Origin of the sequence: Bartonella sp. CL266QHHD, from assembly GCF_042195355.1 — a bacterium.
Taxonomy (GTDB): Bacteria; Pseudomonadota; Alphaproteobacteria; order Rhizobiales; family Rhizobiaceae; genus Bartonella.
This window is the reverse complement of the sequence record NZ_JBHIOD010000010.1, coordinates 1-19,010: the sequence shown is the minus strand read 5'-3', so window position 1 is coordinate 19,010 and position 19,010 is coordinate 1. Positions and strand designations below refer to the sequence as shown.

At 37.7% G+C, this 19,010-nt stretch carries 15 protein-coding genes; 10 read left to right on the top strand and 5 right to left on the bottom strand.

What is annotated here, in order from left to right; translation table 11 throughout:
- Window positions 1-168: 168 nt before the first annotated feature.
- The 7 genes from ACFIK7_RS00560 to ACFIK7_RS00530 all read left to right on the top strand — a co-directional run bounded on the left by ACFIK7_RS00560 (window position 169) and on the right by ACFIK7_RS00530 (window position 7,824).
- Complete coding sequence (locus ACFIK7_RS00560; RefSeq protein WP_273791311.1) at window positions 169-456, top strand: hypothetical protein; 288 nt, start codon at window positions 169-171, stop codon at window positions 454-456.
- 138 nt (window positions 457-594) lie between these two features.
- On the top strand, window positions 595-960 hold the full coding sequence (locus tag ACFIK7_RS00555; protein ID WP_273791312.1) for a hypothetical protein: 366 nt from the start codon (window positions 595-597) through the stop codon (window positions 958-960).
- A gap of 698 nt (window positions 961-1,658) precedes the next feature.
- A complete protein-coding gene (locus ACFIK7_RS00550; RefSeq protein WP_273791313.1) occupies window positions 1,659-1,985 on the top strand; it encodes a hypothetical protein in 327 nt (108 codons plus the stop codon).
- Between the two features lie 90 nt (window positions 1,986-2,075).
- Window positions 2,076-2,873: a hypothetical protein gene (locus ACFIK7_RS00545; RefSeq protein ID WP_375631408.1), complete on the top strand. Its 798-nt coding sequence runs from the start codon at window positions 2,076-2,078 to the stop codon at window positions 2,871-2,873.
- Between the two features lie 2,054 nt (window positions 2,874-4,927).
- Window positions 4,928-5,371, top strand: coding sequence for a hypothetical protein (locus ACFIK7_RS00540; protein WP_273791315.1), 444 nt, complete (start codon window positions 4,928-4,930; stop codon window positions 5,369-5,371).
- Window positions 5,372-5,554: 183 nt separating this feature from the next.
- The gene (locus tag ACFIK7_RS00535; protein ID WP_375662742.1) at window positions 5,555-5,782 is read left to right on the top strand and encodes a hypothetical protein; all 228 of its coding nucleotides are present in this window, start codon (window positions 5,555-5,557) and stop codon (window positions 5,780-5,782) included.
- A 1,280-nt stretch (window positions 5,783-7,062) separates the two neighbouring features.
- A complete protein-coding gene (locus tag ACFIK7_RS00530) occupies window positions 7,063-7,824 on the top strand; it encodes a DUF4167 domain-containing protein (RefSeq protein ID WP_375662741.1) in 762 nt (253 codons plus the stop codon).
- A 1,539-nt stretch (window positions 7,825-9,363) separates the two neighbouring features.
- On the opposite strand, the gene ACFIK7_RS00525 is transcribed toward ACFIK7_RS00530, so the two are convergent.
- The 4 genes from ACFIK7_RS00525 to ACFIK7_RS00510 form a co-directional block, all read right to left on the bottom strand.
- Entirely contained in the window at window positions 9,364-9,813 is a 450-nt protein-coding gene (locus ACFIK7_RS00525) for a hypothetical protein (RefSeq protein WP_375662740.1), read from the bottom strand.
- Window positions 9,814-9,857: 44 nt separating this feature from the next.
- A complete protein-coding gene (locus ACFIK7_RS00520) occupies window positions 9,858-10,223 on the bottom strand; it encodes a hypothetical protein (protein ID WP_273791326.1) in 366 nt (121 codons plus the stop codon).
- Between the two features lie 1,054 nt (window positions 10,224-11,277).
- Complete coding sequence (locus ACFIK7_RS00515) at window positions 11,278-12,291, bottom strand: sensor histidine kinase (protein ID WP_375631405.1); 1,014 nt, start codon at window positions 12,289-12,291, stop codon at window positions 11,278-11,280.
- Between the two features lie 22 nt (window positions 12,292-12,313).
- A complete protein-coding gene (locus ACFIK7_RS00510) occupies window positions 12,314-13,108 on the bottom strand; it encodes a response regulator (protein ID WP_273791319.1) in 795 nt (264 codons plus the stop codon).
- Window positions 13,109-13,277: 169 nt separating this feature from the next.
- Between ACFIK7_RS00510 and ACFIK7_RS00505 the strand changes: the two genes are divergently transcribed.
- The 3 genes from ACFIK7_RS00505 to ACFIK7_RS00495 all read left to right on the top strand — a co-directional run bounded on the left by ACFIK7_RS00505 (window position 13,278) and on the right by ACFIK7_RS00495 (window position 15,698).
- Complete coding sequence (locus tag ACFIK7_RS00505) at window positions 13,278-13,481, top strand: NepR family anti-sigma factor (protein ID WP_015856821.1); 204 nt, start codon at window positions 13,278-13,280, stop codon at window positions 13,479-13,481.
- Between the two features lie 7 nt (window positions 13,482-13,488).
- A complete protein-coding gene (locus ACFIK7_RS00500) occupies window positions 13,489-14,043 on the top strand; it encodes an RNA polymerase sigma factor (RefSeq protein ID WP_273791321.1) in 555 nt (184 codons plus the stop codon).
- 224 nt (window positions 14,044-14,267) lie between these two features.
- Window positions 14,268-15,698, top strand: coding sequence for a sensor histidine kinase (locus ACFIK7_RS00495; RefSeq protein WP_375631403.1), 1,431 nt, complete (start codon window positions 14,268-14,270; stop codon window positions 15,696-15,698).
- A gap of 927 nt (window positions 15,699-16,625) precedes the next feature.
- Here the strand turns inward: ACFIK7_RS00495 and ACFIK7_RS00490 are convergent.
- Window positions 16,626-18,614: a M23 family metallopeptidase gene (locus ACFIK7_RS00490; RefSeq protein WP_375662739.1), complete on the bottom strand. Its 1,989-nt coding sequence runs from the start codon at window positions 18,612-18,614 to the stop codon at window positions 16,626-16,628.
- Between the last annotated feature and the right edge of the window lie 396 nt (window positions 18,615-19,010).

Here is a 19,010-nt window from a genome sequence, read left to right as displayed (position 1 = left end):
GATTGTCTGAGATTGTCTGAGATTGTCTGAGATTGTCTGAGATTGTCTGAGATTGTCTGAGATTGTCTGAGGTTTTCTGAGGTTTTCTGAGAAATGCAAGAGCCGTACAACGAAAAAAGAGATGCAAATGCCTTAATACGCGTTTAGCTTATCAAAAAGGGGGATATAATGGCACTTTTTCCATTTTCTATTGCTGATATTGATGATCCTGAATGTATTCGTGTGGTTCTTTATGCTAGCGGAAGAATGGGACATGCTCCTTTGAATGCTCTGTTGAAGCAAACACGTCAAGATCTCCAATGTTTTGATAAAATACAGACTCAAAATATTCTCCAACTTACACAGCGTTTGGATATTTTAGAACAACAATTGAAAACGATTATCAAAGATCTTGAAGATGTGAAACACAAACAAGACGCTGAAGAAGCGGATAAAAGTAAAACGATGGGTGATTAACCATCTCGATTTGTGTCTCTATGGGATTTAGCTCCTTTAAAGCAGTGAGATAGATAGTTGTGAACAGGATAGTTATTTGCCTGTCCATAGAGCATTTATTTTTTTGATCAACCAAAAATGAAAAAGAGGTATTCTATAATGAAAAAATTGATTTTAATATTTTTAGCTTTGTGTCTTACTGGACCAGCTTCTGCACGTTTGAGGACTATTTCAGATGATTGTTCAGATATCGGCGGAACAATGGTTCGATCACAAATCATCAATAATATTTCTGTCATTCCATATAAAAATTTGCAAGGGGTAAATATTCTCTCTGTTTTGGAAACGAGGCCTACAGAAGAGCCAGAAATGTCACAAATTACAGGAAGAACATTTCATATTCAAAGTCCTGAGATTGTTGAGCTGGCCTATAGAGCTTACAGTACATCGCAATTCGTTGATATTTGTTACAGAAGTAACTATCCAATCAATGTTATTCGAGGGCTGAGAGTGCGTGATAATTAAGCGTATTATCTGTATTCGTTGTGACTTAAATAAGTGATGCTTGGAAAATGGTCAATCTTCTACACTAAGGTTATTTTAACCCTAGCAGTTTTCTGATTTACAGTTTTTACTCAGAGTATAATCGTTCATGTTTTACAGAATTCATGAGTGATCGGTATTGAGGATCTATCTTAAGATATTCAACTACAGTTTTTTCTATTTTAAACTGAGTAATTTTGCATCAATCGTCGTTTGAGCTTAGATGGCAATTTCATTCTAGCGTTTGGTGTTAGAAAGATTTTAAGCGTAGTGAGGCTGTAAATACTTGTCTTAATTGTCTTTGTTGACAGTATGCCGCTTGCGATAGGCAATAAATCATAGACACATTTTGAATCCGTAGAATGCACGTACATTAACAATGGCAGACATTTTCAGTGGTAGTATTGCCAATGATAGAGCTTGTGCATGCGATGTTTTGTTGTGTGAATAAGTCATCATTCACGCGGCACCAATAAGGGAAGGCTTTGCTGTAGAGCCTGTAAAATAAATCGTGCAACAGCGGGGTAGGGGTCAGAATAGACTGAGATGAGGCAGCCTTATCACGGGCTAAAGCTGGTCAAAATTCTCGTCTTTAAGGAGGCGAGGAGGCTAAAAATATCCATTAGATTGCATGGGGATGCATTTCATGTCCGTTGCAATAAATTTAAAAGAGGTAAATTATGAAAAGTTTTTTGAAAAAAATATCCATTGTTTTGGTGATGATAGCATTAACAACAGGTGTTTCTCATGCTGGAGTTTATGAACAAAACGGTTATCTCAATTCGGTTCAAGTCGTTAGCGCAGGAGCACAATGTCGCCTAGAGCTCAGATACGGTATCAGCCCTACTTCAGACATTCAAAAAGGTATTTGGGGCTGTGATAACATTGTTGGAAAAAGTATTTTGGATTTGGCAAAAACCGCAGTCATTTTGAACAGAAAAGTAATGGTTATTTTTGAAGCGGGTCATGTGCCAGCAAAAAGGGTTTTAGCCATCACTTTAAAATAAGATCAATAGGGGTTTTTCTCCCTTTTTATATCTGTAACGCTTCAAGAGGTTACAGGTATAAAATATGGAGTGTATATCAAAGGTATAAAAATGTTTCAAAGAGCATTCTCAGTATTTTTAGTGACAGTTTTATTTTTTTTCTTTTCAGATGTAAATCTGTCATATGCTATTGATCCTCCCCATATGGTTTTCCGTATAGATGATCGCTCTCCATCTGTTATATTCTTTGGAGGAGGTTTTGCCCCTTGGGGGGATGATCAGGATATCATACATCATGTAACTGGGCACTCTATTGCTCAACAGACTTCAGCATTTGTGTCTACAACTGCAAATATGGATGCAGTTTACAGAATGGCGCGGCAACAGATTGCTAATAATCCTGATGAAACGTACTGGCTATATGAAATTATTCCAGATATAAATTTTTATTATGTTCCTAACTCACTCTTTGATACAGCCATGTCTGCTGACAACGTTGTTCAACATGAACAAGTTATGGATCTTTATTATGCATATTTATGGCAGGATGAATGGGCTTCGCTGGGGGCAATCAATACAAATCATATATACTCTGCAAGAAGTATTATGCAGCAAGCGAATGGTGATATTGTCATTGGTCCTAGAACCTTTAATTCTCTTTTTGTTGCCGCTCCATCACAAGTAAATTCGGGGACACTTCCTTCACAAGATTACACTTTTTTATCAGCTTATTATTCTGATAGCGAGGATGCGTTATCTCCAATGTCACTGGCATTTCTTGTAGAATCCTGTAACAGCTCTTCATCCAGTGGTCATATGGAGCGTTCTGGGGATTCTTCCTGCAGCACATACAAACATTCTGTTGATGATATTATGTATAAAATGAATCTATGGTATGAAGCTCTTTAAAGAATTACAGCTATATCTTGCTATTTAATCAAAAACAAAAAAGTAGGGAGATAGCGCATTTCTGTTTTATTTGATTGGTTCTGATGCGCATAGTGCGTAGGGCAGAGAAAATTTTTCGGTATTATGAAGTGTGATAGGGGTGCTATAAAGCATAGGTGTGACATCATCAAAAATGGAAGCGTTGATTTAACAGTATTTGTTGATCTCGATTAGAAAGTCCGTTCTTTTCTTTGTTTGGAGTTTTACATCAATAATTTCTTATCTTGTTGTCGTGCTGCCTTTTGAGAGTGCGGTGATAGAAGGCATGTAAATTTTATATATTGAAGTGTTTGTGTGTGGTGAATATGAGGGGTGTTTTTTCGTCATGTGATGAACTCTTCGGGCGGTGGGGATTTTGTCCATAAAGCGTCATAAAATATCGCTTTTTGTTCTATGGTGATAGAGATCCCATGAGGGGGAAAGAAGAAGGGGAAAGTCAAATGGATTTTGCGAGCCAATCATGTAAACTGGAACGAATTCCATGCGGATATAAATCAGGTTCTGTTTGTTGCATATAGCGCTATTTGTTGCATAACTTGTGATAGCCAATTCTCTAAATAAAGGGATTTGACCGGTAGCAGAAAAAAGAAATCATTACGAGATAGAAAGAGTGCTTATTTCAGAATGTCTAATGCTTTTGCATGACATAAGGAACGCGAAACTCTGTCACGCCTTCCTTTCATATTTTCAAGTCTAGGGTTATCCATATATTTCCTTCAACTTGATCTTTATGCATGGGACACAAGGGAATTGGAGGCAAGGGAATTGGAGGCAAGGGAATTGGAGGCAAGAAATTAGGATGAACATTTTGGGATAAGCAAAAAGCCAATATGTTACGCTCGTTGTTTTACAGCGCGTTTGATAAAAAGCTAAGACATCTTTCCAATCCATTATGTGTGTAACTTTAAGGCGTTGTTTTCTTAAGAGAGTACAGAGCTTTTTTGTTGCTTGTCAAACAACATCAAATTTCAAAGCTGTAACATGTTTGAGAGAAAGAAGAATGAGAGCCTTACGGATTCAGAAGGGCAAAACTCTCTGAGCGATTCCAGCTTTTGTAAGCTAGACTTTATGTATGTCAGATGGGGGCTGTATTTGAGTGATTTCTGAAATAGGAAGACAGCCTTATTGAGAAAAATATAAAGGCATATTAATCACTCTTCGGACTATCATCTTTTTCCTTTATAATTTTCAAAACTATCTATAGCAATATTATTTAAATAATGAAGATAATGCCTTATGCTTTTATGTATCGTGTGTCTTCTTGGGATCATGCCTCTCACATAAAAACAGAATGCCTCAAATATTAAAATATTATTTGTCTCCGAATATACATTTATTGCATATTCATGGACTTGTTTTTAAAGAGATATCCCACTCCCAAGTCCCTTTTACAAGAACACTCGTCAATGGTATAGGGGTAAAGCCCCTATGAAATGTATAAAACTTATAAGGTATCTCCCTCATCTTTATGCTTCATAAAAGTGCAGGTTGGTACTCTCATATATTTTTCCAGTTTCCAATGTTACGAAAGCCTTGGTTCGTGAGACGATTCATAAGAGGCATATGCCTTTTTTGTACAGTTTTTAATCCACATGCCAGCTCCGCTTGTAACTTGCAAGCGACATGGTTTTGATCGTTTCAACAGAAAACAAATTTAGGATGAGAGAATCCTATGGTGTTCGGGTCTCTCATTCAACATGCAAAACAATAAATACTCTTTATAAATCAATATGACATGTCTTAAAGAAGACGAATTGTTTATAGATCCGCATGGATGAAGAATCTTCGTCTTTAAAGGTGGTGAGAGAAAATCATCAGCCCTATTTTTTTATAAAGGGCATGAGAAAAGTGTTTTACAAGAATTTTATACGATAAGAATTATACGATAAAAAAAGAGGGGCTTTTGACATAAGAGTCTTGATCGTTTGTTGCTATAACCTGTATTGTGTACACAAATACTTCTATCATTTTTTGCTGTAAAAGCTTCTCTTGGGATATTAAAGGGTACAATCTTTATGGAAAAAAGAATCCGAGCAAGACAAAAGGCTTATTTCAAAAGATTATATCGCAAGATTGCTTTTGTTTGCATAATACTTTTTTGTATAGTGTTTTTGTGTTTTGTTGTTGCTAAGGTGGTTAGTTATTTTTCTTCTCATAAAAAAGTAACACAACAAGCACCCGTTGAATTGGTTATTCCTGTTTTTGATCTGCGCGTATATTGCAAGGAAATTTCTGCTTCCGTTATGCCCGATATGAAAAGAGAAGTTTATCAGCATTGTCTTAATTTGGAAAGTGAGGCCTATTTTGCTATTCGTGAAATGTGGGATAAGCTTTCTGATAGTGCTAAAAAACAATGTTTGACGATGGTCCGTCCTGGGGATGGAAATTATTTTCTCTTACGAGACTGTTTTCTCAATGAAAAAGAAAATAAAACAGGCAAAAGGCGCAATTACTTTTAAGTTTTTATACGGAAAGTTAAAAGGAAGCGAATTTTTATAAAAAAATAAAAGCCTCTTAAATGACTATCTGCCTCAAGACCAATAGCAACCTGATTTATTTATCTTGTTATATCGCACTTCTTATTATTTAAGGTGTGGCGACATAAGGTATGGATGCCGTCTTGAAATGTTTAAGGGGAGGGCGTGGTAGAGTTTCAGGAGGATTTGTTGCGCTTTTTTAAGGGAAGAACGAGTGTGGGAAATCCATTTCATAATGGTTTTAGTGAATGGTATAATCCTCATAAAATGTATAAATTTATAGAGCATGTTCATCTTTATGATTTAAAAAAGAGTAAGCCGGTACTATCTCACACTTTGCTTGCTCCCAATGGTGCCTCTCGACAGCCCTTTAGCCTTAGAGACGGTTTATAAGAGGTACTTTAAGTCTTTTTTATTGTTTTTACTCCACGCAGGTTTTCCCACGTGTAACATGCAAGAAAAAGAGATTGATTCAACAGAAAACAGATAGAAAATGAAAAATCCTACGGTATTAAGTTTTCTTACTCAACACAACAAATATGAATTATCATTATAAACCAATTCACTGTACGAATTTTATAAGAATTTTCATTGTTGACAGACCAGTGTGACTCGAGAATTTTCGTTCTTTGAGGGGGTAAGTCAATAGACATGACTAAAATGAGTAAAAAAACTTCCTTTTATAAACATTCAAGGCTTCTTCATGCGTAAAACGCTGTGCTGGATTTACAAATGTGCTTGTTTTATAATTCTAGTTTTCTTTATCAGAAAATACTTTATCAGAAAAGATAAGTGAGGAAATGCGTTAGGCCATTCTTATTGATAGGCTTTGAGGAGGGTATTTTGTTGAGAAGAAACTGATTTTTTTAAAAAAGTTTGATATATTGGTCGGGTTTTTCATAATTTAATATTTTTTTGTATTTAAATATTTTATTTTTAAGCTCAATTTGTTATAAATAAAAACTGTGATTAACTTAAAAACTCTATGGGTTAAAATAGAAATTGATAGTATCGTTAGCTTATTTGGAAAAGAAGATTGATCTCTTGGTGATTATAGGGCTTGAATAATACTTCGTGTTAATCTATCTATAAAAATCAAGAGGTTTTGTGAAGCGATCGTGGATTATCGCTCGCAAGGGGTTGCTTTAGCGATGAAGAGAGGCTATATTTATAAAATAAAGAGGTTCGCGCAGTGACTCGTTGGGATGGAAGTGCTTGTGGTTTAAATGCACGAGGGGTAGAGAATATCGGCGTTTTTAAGAGCTGTGGTTTTAGAGCAAAAAAGGAAGCTTCTAATATTCTCTGGCAGGAATTTTTTCTTTGTCAGGTATGTTGTGTGTGTGTTTTCCTTTTTGTTTTCCACAAGATAATTATTTTTTTAGTGAAATATGGTTTATTTTAAAAAAAACACTTGGCATTTTACGTGAACATCATTAGATTTCTGCTGTTTGACAGAGAAAAAGGGAATTTTTGATTTACGATTTCCCTGCTGTTTTGTGATTTTCAAGAAAATATATGCTTTTATCAATATCAGTAGGGTTCGTTTGAGTGAAATAAACGCGGATAGCTTGATAATCGTATGTTAAAAATGATCAGCATTATCAAAAGATAATGTAATGAGGAAGCGTCAATTAAGACACACAATAAGACAAACACTCCAAAAAGGGATAAAGATGAGGCCACAACAAAATAGACGGGTACGCGGTCGCAATAATAACAATAATGGTAATAACAATAATAATCGTCGCGGTCCTAATCCGTTGTCTCGCAATTATGAAAGTAGCGGTCCGGATGTTAAAATTCGCGGGAATGCTCAGCAAATTGCTGATAAATACATAAGCCTTGCGCGTGATGCACAAGGTGCAGGCGATCGTGTTATGTCGGAAAATTATTTACAACATGCCGAGCACTATTTGCGTATTATTTTAGCAGCAGCTGGGCAAATGTCTCAATCGGTTCGGCGTGATGAAAATCGTGGTGATGAAAACGAAAATCGTGATGAAAACAATGGGCAAGAATGCGGTGAAATAAATCTTGACGGTGAAAAAAAGGATGCTGTCGAGGGTGATACAGATGTATTACAAATGTCGTCGCAAAAAAATGGCAATGGCCAATATGATAAAGCGCAAAATGGGGATGCACGTGGAAACGCTTTAGAGGCTCTATCGGATGAAAAAACAGATCAAGAGCACAGTCTTTCTGAGAAAAATGTTGAACCCGTCAAAAAAACACGTCGTTCTCCCCGTCGACGTACTGTACGGACTCAAGATGAATCATCTCTTGAGCTTTCACTTACAACAGCAGAAAGCTCTAGCAATGGAGATGCATCAACAGCAACAAAAGAGGATTCTTCCTTGCCTGGATTAGGTGAGGGGATACAGAGAAAACCGCGCCGTCGCCGAGTGGTCAATCTTGAGGCAGAGGAAAATGTTTAAACCTGAAAGGTGCTGTATAAGCGCTTGTGGTGATGTTATTAGTATTATGATAGTAAATTATATATACTCAAGAAGCCTCTTGCGCTTTCTTTGGATTTTCACGGGCAGTATTGAGACTTAACAAAGGGTGTTGACAGAAAAGATTGCCTCTTTGCTGGGATTTAAGTAAGGGAATACAGGGAAAGATACGTCGTCGCTCAAGTGGTCAATCTTGAGGCAGAGGAAAATGTTTAAACCTGAAAGGTGCTGTATAAGCGCTTGTGGTGATGTTATTGGTATTATGATAGTAAATTGTATATACTCAAGAAGCCTTTTGCGCTTTCTTTAGATTTTCACGGGCAGTATTGAGACTTAACAAAGGGTGTTGACAGAAAAGATTGCCTCTTTGCTGGGATTTAAGTGAGGGAATACAGGGAAAGATACGTCGTCGCTCAAGTGGTCAATCTTGAGGCAGAGGAAAATGTTTAAACCTGAAAGGTGCTGTATAAGCGCTTGTGGTGATGTTATTGGTATTATGATAGTAAATTGTATATACTCAAGAAGCCTTTTGCGCTTTCTTTAGATTTTCACGGGCAGTATTGAGACTTAACAAAGGGTGTTGACAGAAAAGATTGCCTCTTTGCTGGGATTTAAGTAAGGGAATACAGAGAAAACCGCATCCGTGTATTTTAAGAGGCAGTTCTTTTATGAAGAACGCAATGTCGTTGTTTTATTTAATTCACACTTATATTTAATATTGTTCAATGTATTTATGCCCATTTCGCGTTGGTGTTCATGAATTCTATCATGTGAAATTCATCGGCTATCTTTGCTTAATAAAAGATGTAAGCTGGGCGTTATTGCTTTAATTTTCAATGTTACAACAGTTCTTCTTTTGATACCGGATCATTCATAAGAGGTATTTTTATTCATCCATTTCCTTGCTGGGATATGTAAAGAAATGATTTTGATTCAGTTTCTTACGAACAGATTTGAAAGGGAGAATCATACAGTATTTGAGATTCTCGTTTGACATGCAAAATAAATTATCACTATAAATTAATATGTTGAATTTTTGCACTCAAGAAGAGGTATTTCTTGCACGTTTATTAGCTTTTCCCAAGTGATGTCAGTTTTCTTAAAAATGGGAATGCGTTGACAGAAAGGTTTCTTCTTTTCCAAGATTTAAGTGAGGGGATACAGTAAAAAACGCGCCGTCGCCCGTGTGGTGTATATTTAATGCTTATCACATTGATTTATAATAATAATTCATTGTTTTGAATGTTAGGTGAGAGCCCCTAAGCCCCTAGAATTCTCTCATGTCCAAATTTGTTCCATGTTGAATCAACAAAAACCATTCGCTTGCACGTTGCAAACGGGGAGAGCCCGTGTGGATAAATTTGTATAAGAAAGGAATAAAAATGGCTCTTATGAACTCTCTCTAGCGCCAAGGGCTGTTGGCAACACCCACGAGTTGGCAAAGCGTGTGATAGTGTCGGCTTGCAGAAAATGTTAAATCTTCAAGGATGCTATGTTAAGCGCTTATTGATGTTAGTTTTCTTAATGAGGCATTATCTTCGAACTCTCTTTTGTTGTTTCAACAGAAAGAACGGCGATTAGAGCACCGGTATGATAATTGTAAATCATAAATTTTGTTTGTCCATCAGGGGTTAAAACTTTCAGTACAATATTGTGTTCTGAGAGGCTTTGCGACAAAATCTGTGTTTTTTCCGGTAGAGAGAGCGTATGATGGATAACGTGTGGGTTTTTGCTGGGAGAGAAAGATAACTCGGTTTGTTTTGGCGCTGATCCGGTTGTTATCACTTTATAAACAATTAAAAACAGTACGGTTAGAATAAGGAAAAGCGTTATTAAAACGGAAATAATCATTAAACCCATAAGTTTTTTTCTCACTCGTTCTACGGCAGGGTCTAAAGGGAGATCTTGAGGCAGAGAATTTTGCTCTGTGTGATGGTCTTTTAAAGGTTGCATTCGCTTATTATCCATCATGTCTTTCATTGATTATTTTTTTGAGATCTGATGGGTTTATGCTTTTAAAGTTTTTTGTGCAAGAGGTTTGTGGAAGAAGAATGCAAAAGAGGAAGCGATGTTGGTAAAATATCTTCTTTGTGGACTGTAGACACCTTGTCCTTTACGTTTTGGCTTTTAAGAAGAAAATTTCCATGGTTTGTTACAGACCAGATCAAGTTTACTTCTTGTTGATGCAAATTTGCATGTACGTTTATACATTGGGCAAAAATTTGTTGTCCATAAAGTGCAAACTTTTTTGTGGACGGTACCATGGCTTGTTCACAAGCTTGAGCCGTTGGATAGATTTTAACCATTGTATTGTTCGAATAGCAACTATTAAAATCATCTGTACATGAAACTAATAAGAGGATAAAAACAAGGGGATTCATCAATTATTTTCCAAATGAGAGGTTGACAGAGCGGACTCCAATTTGTCAGCCTAGGGGCTTCTTCACTGTTAAACGCTTTCAAAGTTTTTTAGTTCCCCTTTGAGATGGGTTTTCCCCTTTGAGATGGGTTTTCCCCTTTGAGATGGGTTTTCCCCTTTGAGATGCTATTCTATAGTGAATTAATCAAAGTCATTGGTTTGCACGTCATAAAGGGGTGTGTAGGGGCTTTGTATCAATGAGAAGTATTTGAAAAAAAGCCTAAAATGCCTCTTATGGACGCTCTCAAAGGTCAATGGCTGTTGTAACATGAAAGACAAATGGTATGATGATGCTCAGCTACTACTTTTATGAAGTGAAAAGGGGCATGAAGGTAAAGAAGGATATGGCGTAACAAGGGGCGGGTTTGATGGTTCACTTTACGGGGGCTGGGGGCTATTATATCTTATTTACAGATACTGTTTTGAAATGAGCGTGGATGCGCTGGGAAATATTAAAAAAGTGCGTGAATGAAAGACATAAGTGTATTCTGTTTTAGAATGTCCTATTGTACCTGAAGAGAATATCTCCATTATAGAATGCGATATATAAAAGCGTAAAATATGCAGTTTTCATCAATTAATTGTCGTTGTCGTGGAGGCTTTAAGCCCGTAAAGCTGAAGAATGATGATGGATGTTAGCTTTACTCCTTGAAATTGCATATTATGCCAAAATAAAATTGTATGCGCATTGCGAAAATTATACAAAAAGAGATGGGTAATAGGCTCGCTTTTATTTGGCATAGTAAAAGTTGAAACGGTTTGCTCTTTATCGTTTTGGTTTCTGTTTTAAAATATGCCGGTTATATGAGGGATGGAAGTTGATTGACAGCGGGAATAGATTTTATGTGGCTTTCAGTTCTCATCGTTAAGGTTTTTCGTTAAGGTTTTGGGGAACTATTGGGGGACTATAGAGGTTGGTTTAAAGAGGTTGGAAAATGTCTTTGTGCTTAATAAACAGATGAGACATTTTACTAAAAAAGGGGAAACTTCTCTTGTTCATTGTTTAAAATGCTCTTTTAAGAAAAAATATCAAAATAAGTATCAGGAACAGAGAGGCAATAGACAATTCCTTCTTGTGTCAATTTGAGGGAAGCTGAACCATTCACAGAAATGGGAACGATTTTTTCGAGAACGGCACTACCAAAACAGGCTTTTTTATTGTTTGTGGGAGGGATGCCGGATTCAAAATTTTCATGCCAAGTGATGATAAGTTGCGTTTTGCCATTCAGTTTTGTTTCGATTTCACAGCGTACACAGATGCTTCCCTTTTCTTGGGAAAGGGCTCCAAAAGAAAGAGAATTGACAATCAGTTCATGAAAAGCCAAACCAATATGCAAAGCGGCATTGGGAAAAAGATAAGGATCGACGCCTTCAAGTGAAAAACGTTCTGTTTCTTTCATTAAATAGCCTAAAGCCTGCGTTTGGACCAATTCGCGAAATTGAGCACCACGCCAATCGGAATCCGTGATCAGATCTTGAGAATGAGAAAGAGAATGAAGACGACCTTGAAATTTTCGTAAAAAAACTTGAAGAGATTCAGTATAGCGGGCGGTTTGACTGGCAATACTTTGAATGATCGCTAGAAGATTTTTAGAACGGTGACTGACTTCGCGAAGAAGGATTTTAAGCACTTGTTCACGGCGGCGTAAGCCGGAAATATTGACACCGGTGGTGATAATACCAATAATGTCTTCGTTATCATTGCGGTGGCAATCAATAGAAAATTTGTACCAAATCTCTTGTTTGTTTGTATCTTCAAAACGTGCTTCAACAGTTTGCATTTTGCCACTGGCTAAAACTTGCAGTTTGATGGTTTCCATATTGTCTGCAAGGTCAAGCGAAAAAAAGTCGCTGTCACGACACCCAACCCGCCATTTATTGTGCAAATGGTGGGGCAAGTTTTCAGCCCATAAATAAACCAGATTTGTTGCCTGATAGAGAACGCAAATATCCGCACCACGAATCGCTTGCATGAGCGCACTCATATGAGATTTATCCATGGGAGGCTTTGAAAGAGGCGTAACAATCATAATTTTAAGATGTTACCCTGTTCTAAGCCGCTTTAGAAGCATTCTCTTGAAAAAATAAAGCTTGGGAAATAAGCGCTTTCACCATATCTGGGTTAAAAGGTTTGGTCACTAAAAAAGTTGGTTCTGGACGCTCGCCAGTGAGAAGCCTTTCGGGAAAAGCCGTGATGAAAATCACTGGTATACGGTCATTTTTCAAAATCTCGTTGACCGCATCAATACCTGAACTGTTATCGGCTAATTGAATATCAGCCAAAATCAACCGTGGTTTTTTCTTATGATACATAATGACAGCTTCATCACGCGTGCGCGCTATTCCTACAACATGATGACCTAGGCTTTCTACCATTTGCTCAATATCAAGTGCAATAAGAGGTTCATCTTCAATAATCATGACTTCAGTGGCAATTTGTTGAGAAATATCAATAGATGCTTGGTTGAGAAGCTTGCGGAATTCTTTCGTATCCAGATTCATGATTTCGCTGGCTTCTTGTTCATGAAATCCTTCAACGGCAATGAGCAAAAATGCTTGGCGTGCACGGGGCGTGAGATAGGATAATTTGGCACTGGTTTTTTGTTCAAGACCAAATTGAGGCAGGGGTTCTGGGATGTTCGGTGTGGTTTGGTCAAAAAGATGGCAAAAAAGCCAATAGGTACCAATTCGGTCAGTGGAGGCTTTGGGAAAAATGGAGATGTCGGCAATGAGTGCTTCCAACATCGCTGACACATAAGCATCGCCAGAGGATTGGCTACCGGTGACAGAGCGGGCAAAACGCCGAAGATAGGGAAGATGCGGGGCAATACGCGTTGATAATGACATAATTTATAACTCCTTTGACCTTTCAAGCACTTTGTTGGTTGAAATTCTCAACCGATAAAAAAGTTCCTTGATTTGTATGGAACTTTTTACCGACAGCTATATTTACAACTATAAGGCGAAAAAATTCTTCGCGGTGCTACCAATATTATATGGATTAGGGGGATGAAAAATGAACGACCGTGATGAAAAAAATCTCACCACACAATTTACAGTTGGAGATGATCTTCTCGGGGTCAATAGCGAAATAGCACGGAAGTTACGTCAATTTTACATGGAAATTCAAGAAGAGGCACTGCCACGGTGTTTGCTTGAGCTTTTAGAGAAGTTGGAGCGCGCAGAGCAATTTGGCTTAAACAATGTGGAAAAGGTTTGAATCCTTTATGTCAAAGTGCGCGAAAAACTTTAAACAAGAACTCCTTTCTGTGTTGCCGGCTTTACGAGCTTTTGCTGTTTCTTTAAGTGGCAAGCACGATAAAGCTGAAGATTTGGTTCAAGATACTGTTATGAAGGCATGGGCTAAGCAAGATAGTTTTGAGATGGGGACTAATCTTAAAGCTTGGCTTTTTACCATTTTGCGCAATGAATTTTATAGTCAAATGCGTAAAAAGGGAAGAGAAGTTCAAGATACCGATGGCGTGTTTACTCAAAATGTCGCTGTTCATCCTGCTCAATATGGATCGCTTGATTTGCAAGATTTCAAAAAAGCCTTAAATTTGCTTTCTGCCGATCAAAGAGAAGCCATTATTCTCATTGGCGCATCGGGGTTTTCTTATGAAGATGCTGCGACTATTTGTGGTTGTGCTGTTGGAACCATTAAAAGCCGTGTGAGCAGGGCGCGTAATCGATTACAAGAACTTCTTAAGGTGGATGGTGAGTCTGATTATGGTCCTGATTCTTACTCAGCTGGAAGTACATTGTGTTCATTTAACGGCTAAAAAAGCATAATAATTATGATCGATAGCCTTGTTTTTTTTATTCCCGTTATAGCTATTACAGTAAAGTCAGTATCTGAGGAAATTCAGAAGTTTGGCGTGTATCCTTAGGAACACAAGAAAAGCCTGTATAAAACTTTCTCACGGGCTTTAGGTTTTATGTTCCATAAGGTTGCCTTCCTTTGTGCTGAAAAATGACGACTTTCAAGTTCGCCAATGGACATTCTATGACAACAAAAACAAATTTGATGCCTCAAATGCCTTCTTCTGATGCAACGATATCACGCTGGCGGTGGGGTGCGATTGTTGTTTCTCTTGTTATGGCTCTTTTGGCATCGGTTTTTATTATGTTGCTTTCAAATGCCGTTGATCGAGAAATCGCACAGTTGAATACAAGTTCAGAATTGCGCGAACAGGCTGATTTGGTCCTTATTAGCTTGATTGATATGGCTGTTGCTGATCGCAGCTATGCAAAAACGCGCAAGGCGGAAGATAAAATACGTTTTGAAAATTCAGAGCGGGAGTTGGGGAATATTCTCGACTATATCGCACTTATTGTTTATGCGCATCCGCAGTGGTATAAATGGTTTACGGCTTTTAAAGAAGAGGTTGAAGCACGAAAAGCCTTTATGAATGCCCATATGCATGCTCTTGATGCGATTCCTGAACAACCTTCTCAACCTTCTCATGCGGACTCTTTGGAAGTATCAAAGATTCCTGTGGCACGTTTAGCTCAATTGATGACAAGCTTTATTAATGGGGATGATGTAGTGCGACAAAAACAGCGTGAGGGTATCGCATTGATGCGGGCTGCTTTGACTTTGGCGGCTATTGTTTCCGTTGTAAGTACCTTTATTTCTGCCTATTTTGTTATTAATCGTTTTCATCGTGATATGCGCTCTTTAAAATTGTATCAATTGCTGCTTCATAGCGAAAATATCGCTCTGGAAGCCCGCGTGAAAGAACGAACACAAGAATTAGAAAGAGCACGTAATCACGCTGAAAAAGAACGCCAACGGGTTGAAATATTGTTGCAGGATGCAAGCCATCGCATTGGCAATTCTCTTGGAACGGTGTCTTCTTTGCTGGGGCTCCAGTTAAACCGGAGCAAAAATGAAGAGGTACGTTCTGTTCTAGGTGCTGCACGTGATCGTATTCAGACAATTTCTACAGCACATCGTCGTTTGCGCTTAAGTGATGATATGGAAACGACTTTATTGGCAGAGTTTCTTAGTTCTGTTGTGCATGATGTCGAATTGGCAGTTCCTTTTGAATTGCGTGAAAACATCACCATTCACACCAACTTTAAAGATTGTCGCCTGTCTTCAAGAGATGCGACAACACTTGGAATTATCCTTGGTGAACTGCTGACAAATTCCTTAAAACATGCCTTTCCTGATCAACGGTCGGGTCATATTTATATCTCCTTTGGTCCCCAGAAAGATGGACAATTGATGCTCATTGTAGAAGATGATGGCGTGGGAATGAAAAGCCAAACTTTAAAACAAAAAACAGGACTTGGTCGTGTGGTTGTGGAACAGCTCTGTATGCAATTTGGTGAAAAACCTCTGTTTGAAACTTCTGCTTTAGGAGGCACAAAGATTGTTATTCCTTTGCCAAAACTTAGCATGAATAGTTCAAAAAAAAGCTCTGACTGATTTTTTTAAAGGGTTAAACTCTTTGCTCGTGGTAAGCTGCCTTTCATTCATCGTGAATGTATGGGGAGGGCATCTTTTCACAAGAAGAAGGAAAAATACGGCTTCAGTAGCGCGAACACAGCACTCTTTAATATTAAATTATCGATTGTCTTCAAGAAAGGCAACTTTGCTTCTTTATCTTTTGGTGTAATGTTTGATTTTCTCTCTCGTTGTTTTTTTGCTTTATTGACTCCGATGATCGGCTTTCAAAGTTCTCCTTGTCTTAGAGCTTTGAAGTGCTTAAGTGAGCCTTTAAATTTATTTTGAATAAGTGCTCCTTTAAGCCAATAATAATACTTATATTCGTAAGCTCTATTTCTTTTCGAAGAGATTGTTTTTTTTAAGTTTTGTTATTTTTTGTAAGGGCTGTTAAAACTTTAAATATGGGGTGTTTTTGTAAAAGTGTGTAAGGAATATTCTCTTAGGTAAAACTTGCTCATAAAGTTCATGAAACACCGTCCTTTAGGGCTATGAACAGCATACATTCAACAAGTGGAATCTATTCAACAAGAAGTCGGGTTGTTTATAGAATGATATGGATTTTAGAATCTTCGTTCTTTAGAAAAACTCACCTTTGATTTAAAACTTTATTGCATGGAAAACAAAGGGATTTTTATCGTTTTGATAAAATAAACAAGAAGAGTTAGCCTTTTGGGGGTTCATATTTTTCACTTTTCTATTGTGCGTAAATCTGCAAACCTATTGTGCGTAAACCTGAAAAGGGGAGGGCGTTTTATTTTTAATCATTGTGATGCGACCTTGGGTGGTGGCATATTTCGACGTATCCTTTAATAGATATTTAAAGTGCGGAAATCTCTTTGAGAAAAGTAAGCGCTAAAGCATATTTTTAGATATTTTGAGTCGTGAAAATGCCGATGCTTTCATGCTTTAAGTCTCTTCGGAGGGTGCTATCGGGCTGTTGATCAAAGAATCAATATTGTTTTTTTCTTGTAGGAATGTTTGTAGGTCTTGATTGGTTAAGGCTTTGCTATCCGGTATACGAATGCGCATGGGATCAACTTTGACGCCATTGACAATGATTTCAAAATGACAATGGGGACCGGTTGCCATTCCTGTTGATCCAACATATCCAATAATTTGTCCTTGTCGTACTTTCACGCCTGGTTTGATGTCTGGTGCATAACGACTTTGGTGTGAATAACTGCTGACATATCCATTGGCATGTTGAATTTCCGTGTGATTTCCATAGCCGCCTGTTACGCCTACTTTTGTGACAATACCATCTCCTACAGCAATAATGGGCGATCCTTTAGGAGCAACCCAGTCAACACCCGTATGCATGCGAATATAGCCTAAAATAGGATGTTTGCGTGGACCAAAGGGGGAGCCAAAAATCCCATTTGGTGTGGGTTTGCGCAGCAAGAAAGGCTTTGAACTCTTCCCTTCAGAATCATAATAATCAACGCTTCCATCTTTTAATTGATAACGGTAATATTTATAAGTTGTATTTCCAAAAGTTGCGCTAATATAACGAATTTCTGGATCAGTGTTTTTGGATGCTTCCTTTGCTTTCAAGTTCTTTTTGCCGTTTTTGTTTTCTTTATCGCTTTGTGGTACGGCATAAAATATTTCGATCTGATCATTGGGTGTTATCGGACTTTTCATGTCAATATTGGTGGCCAGCAGACGAATAAGACGATGAGAGAGAGATTGTGATATATTATGACTGAGCAAAGCACTATAGAGTGCATCATAAGCCGTTGGTAATTGCGCGCTATTGATGTAAGAATGCGGAATACCATTTTGAAAAGCCGTTTTAAGCGCTTTAGACATTTTAGGCTCTGTGCTTTCAATGAATTGGCCTTTATCATTCAGGGCAATGGTGAGAACATGATGCATCCCTTGATAGATACTTGCGCGTACGAGATGGTCTTTTTCACCAGCTTGTGTCACGATACCAATGCGTAAAAGGCTTCCCTCTTTAAGAGTATCGGAAAGGCTTATTTTTTCTAGCGTTTTTACAACCTGTTCAATTTGCTTTTTTGTATAACTGGTTTTTTTGAAAGCATCGGCTATCGTTTGTTTTTTACGAATAGGAATAATATCTTCAACATAGTTTTTCGTCAGATCGATACGGTGACTTTGAGGAGAAACGGTTACATTTTCTTGAACGATTCGAACTTCAGGGGATTCTGTGCCTTGGGAAGGGGAGGATGCATCTTCTAACTTTAAAGGATCAATCAATGTGAGAACTGAAAGAAGTTCGGTGCTCTTTTCTAAAGTAAATCCAGCTTTTTGCACTTCTTGTTGTGCCTCTTCATCTGTCAATGTGTCGCTGTCATCAAAATCGAATTGATTTACCTTAAAATCATAGCTGCGTAAGGTGAGTTTTGTTTCGATTTTTGCACCGTAAATCTGCCCAGAATCTTCTTGTGGTGCAATATTTTGACTTTGCGAATCACTGGCAAGAATGCTTAAAGAATCAAATTTTGGATAGCTATATTTCTGGGGGCGATTTTCGGCTAAAGCCATACGAATCCATTCAAAATGTTGTGTTTGAATGACTTTTTCATCGCCTTTTTTTTGTAGAATCGATAGTTCAAATTGACGTTTTCTGTCAAAGCTTTGCCGTGCATGGGTGGGAGAAATACGATCACCTTTATACCCATTGGCCTCAGGGTCTTGTGATTCTGATAGGTTTTCCTGCGTAAACCATTGTGGCGGTGTTACCAATCGCTGTTGTTCATCAAGAGCCGTAAAAAGTGCAATCCCCATAAGAATGCAGGAAGTGATTCCTGTCAGAACGGTTCCCGTAAGCCAACGAGCAGAGACCTGCCGGCGCGCAGGCCGTAAGCGTTTGACGACAAGAGCAGGGTCCTGTCCAGGATCGTTTTTTTGTTGTTCGTTATCCCACATAGATTTATAAGAGTACTTTTCAATATTAAATAAAGAAAGCTAGATAGATAGCTTAGCATGCTTCTACAGGAATTTGATTCTTTTTACAAATTACAGATCATGCGATTCTCTTTATACAGCAATGTCTTTATAAATCGTACCTGTGCAGAAAAATTTCCTTATTAAAGTAGCATAAAACAAGCGTTATTGAGATTAACTCATTCTTAGGCAACTTCCTATTTTCATGCATTGCAATGGGGTGCTATATTTTACTTTAAAGGCGCCATGCTCTCTTTGAACTCCTTTTGTTTTCATGTTTTATTTTTATGAAGGCAGATTTTACCAATAATGTCTTGAAATAGGATTTTTTGTTACAATATTTTATTGGAAATGTTTGGGTTATTTTATTTAAAAAAA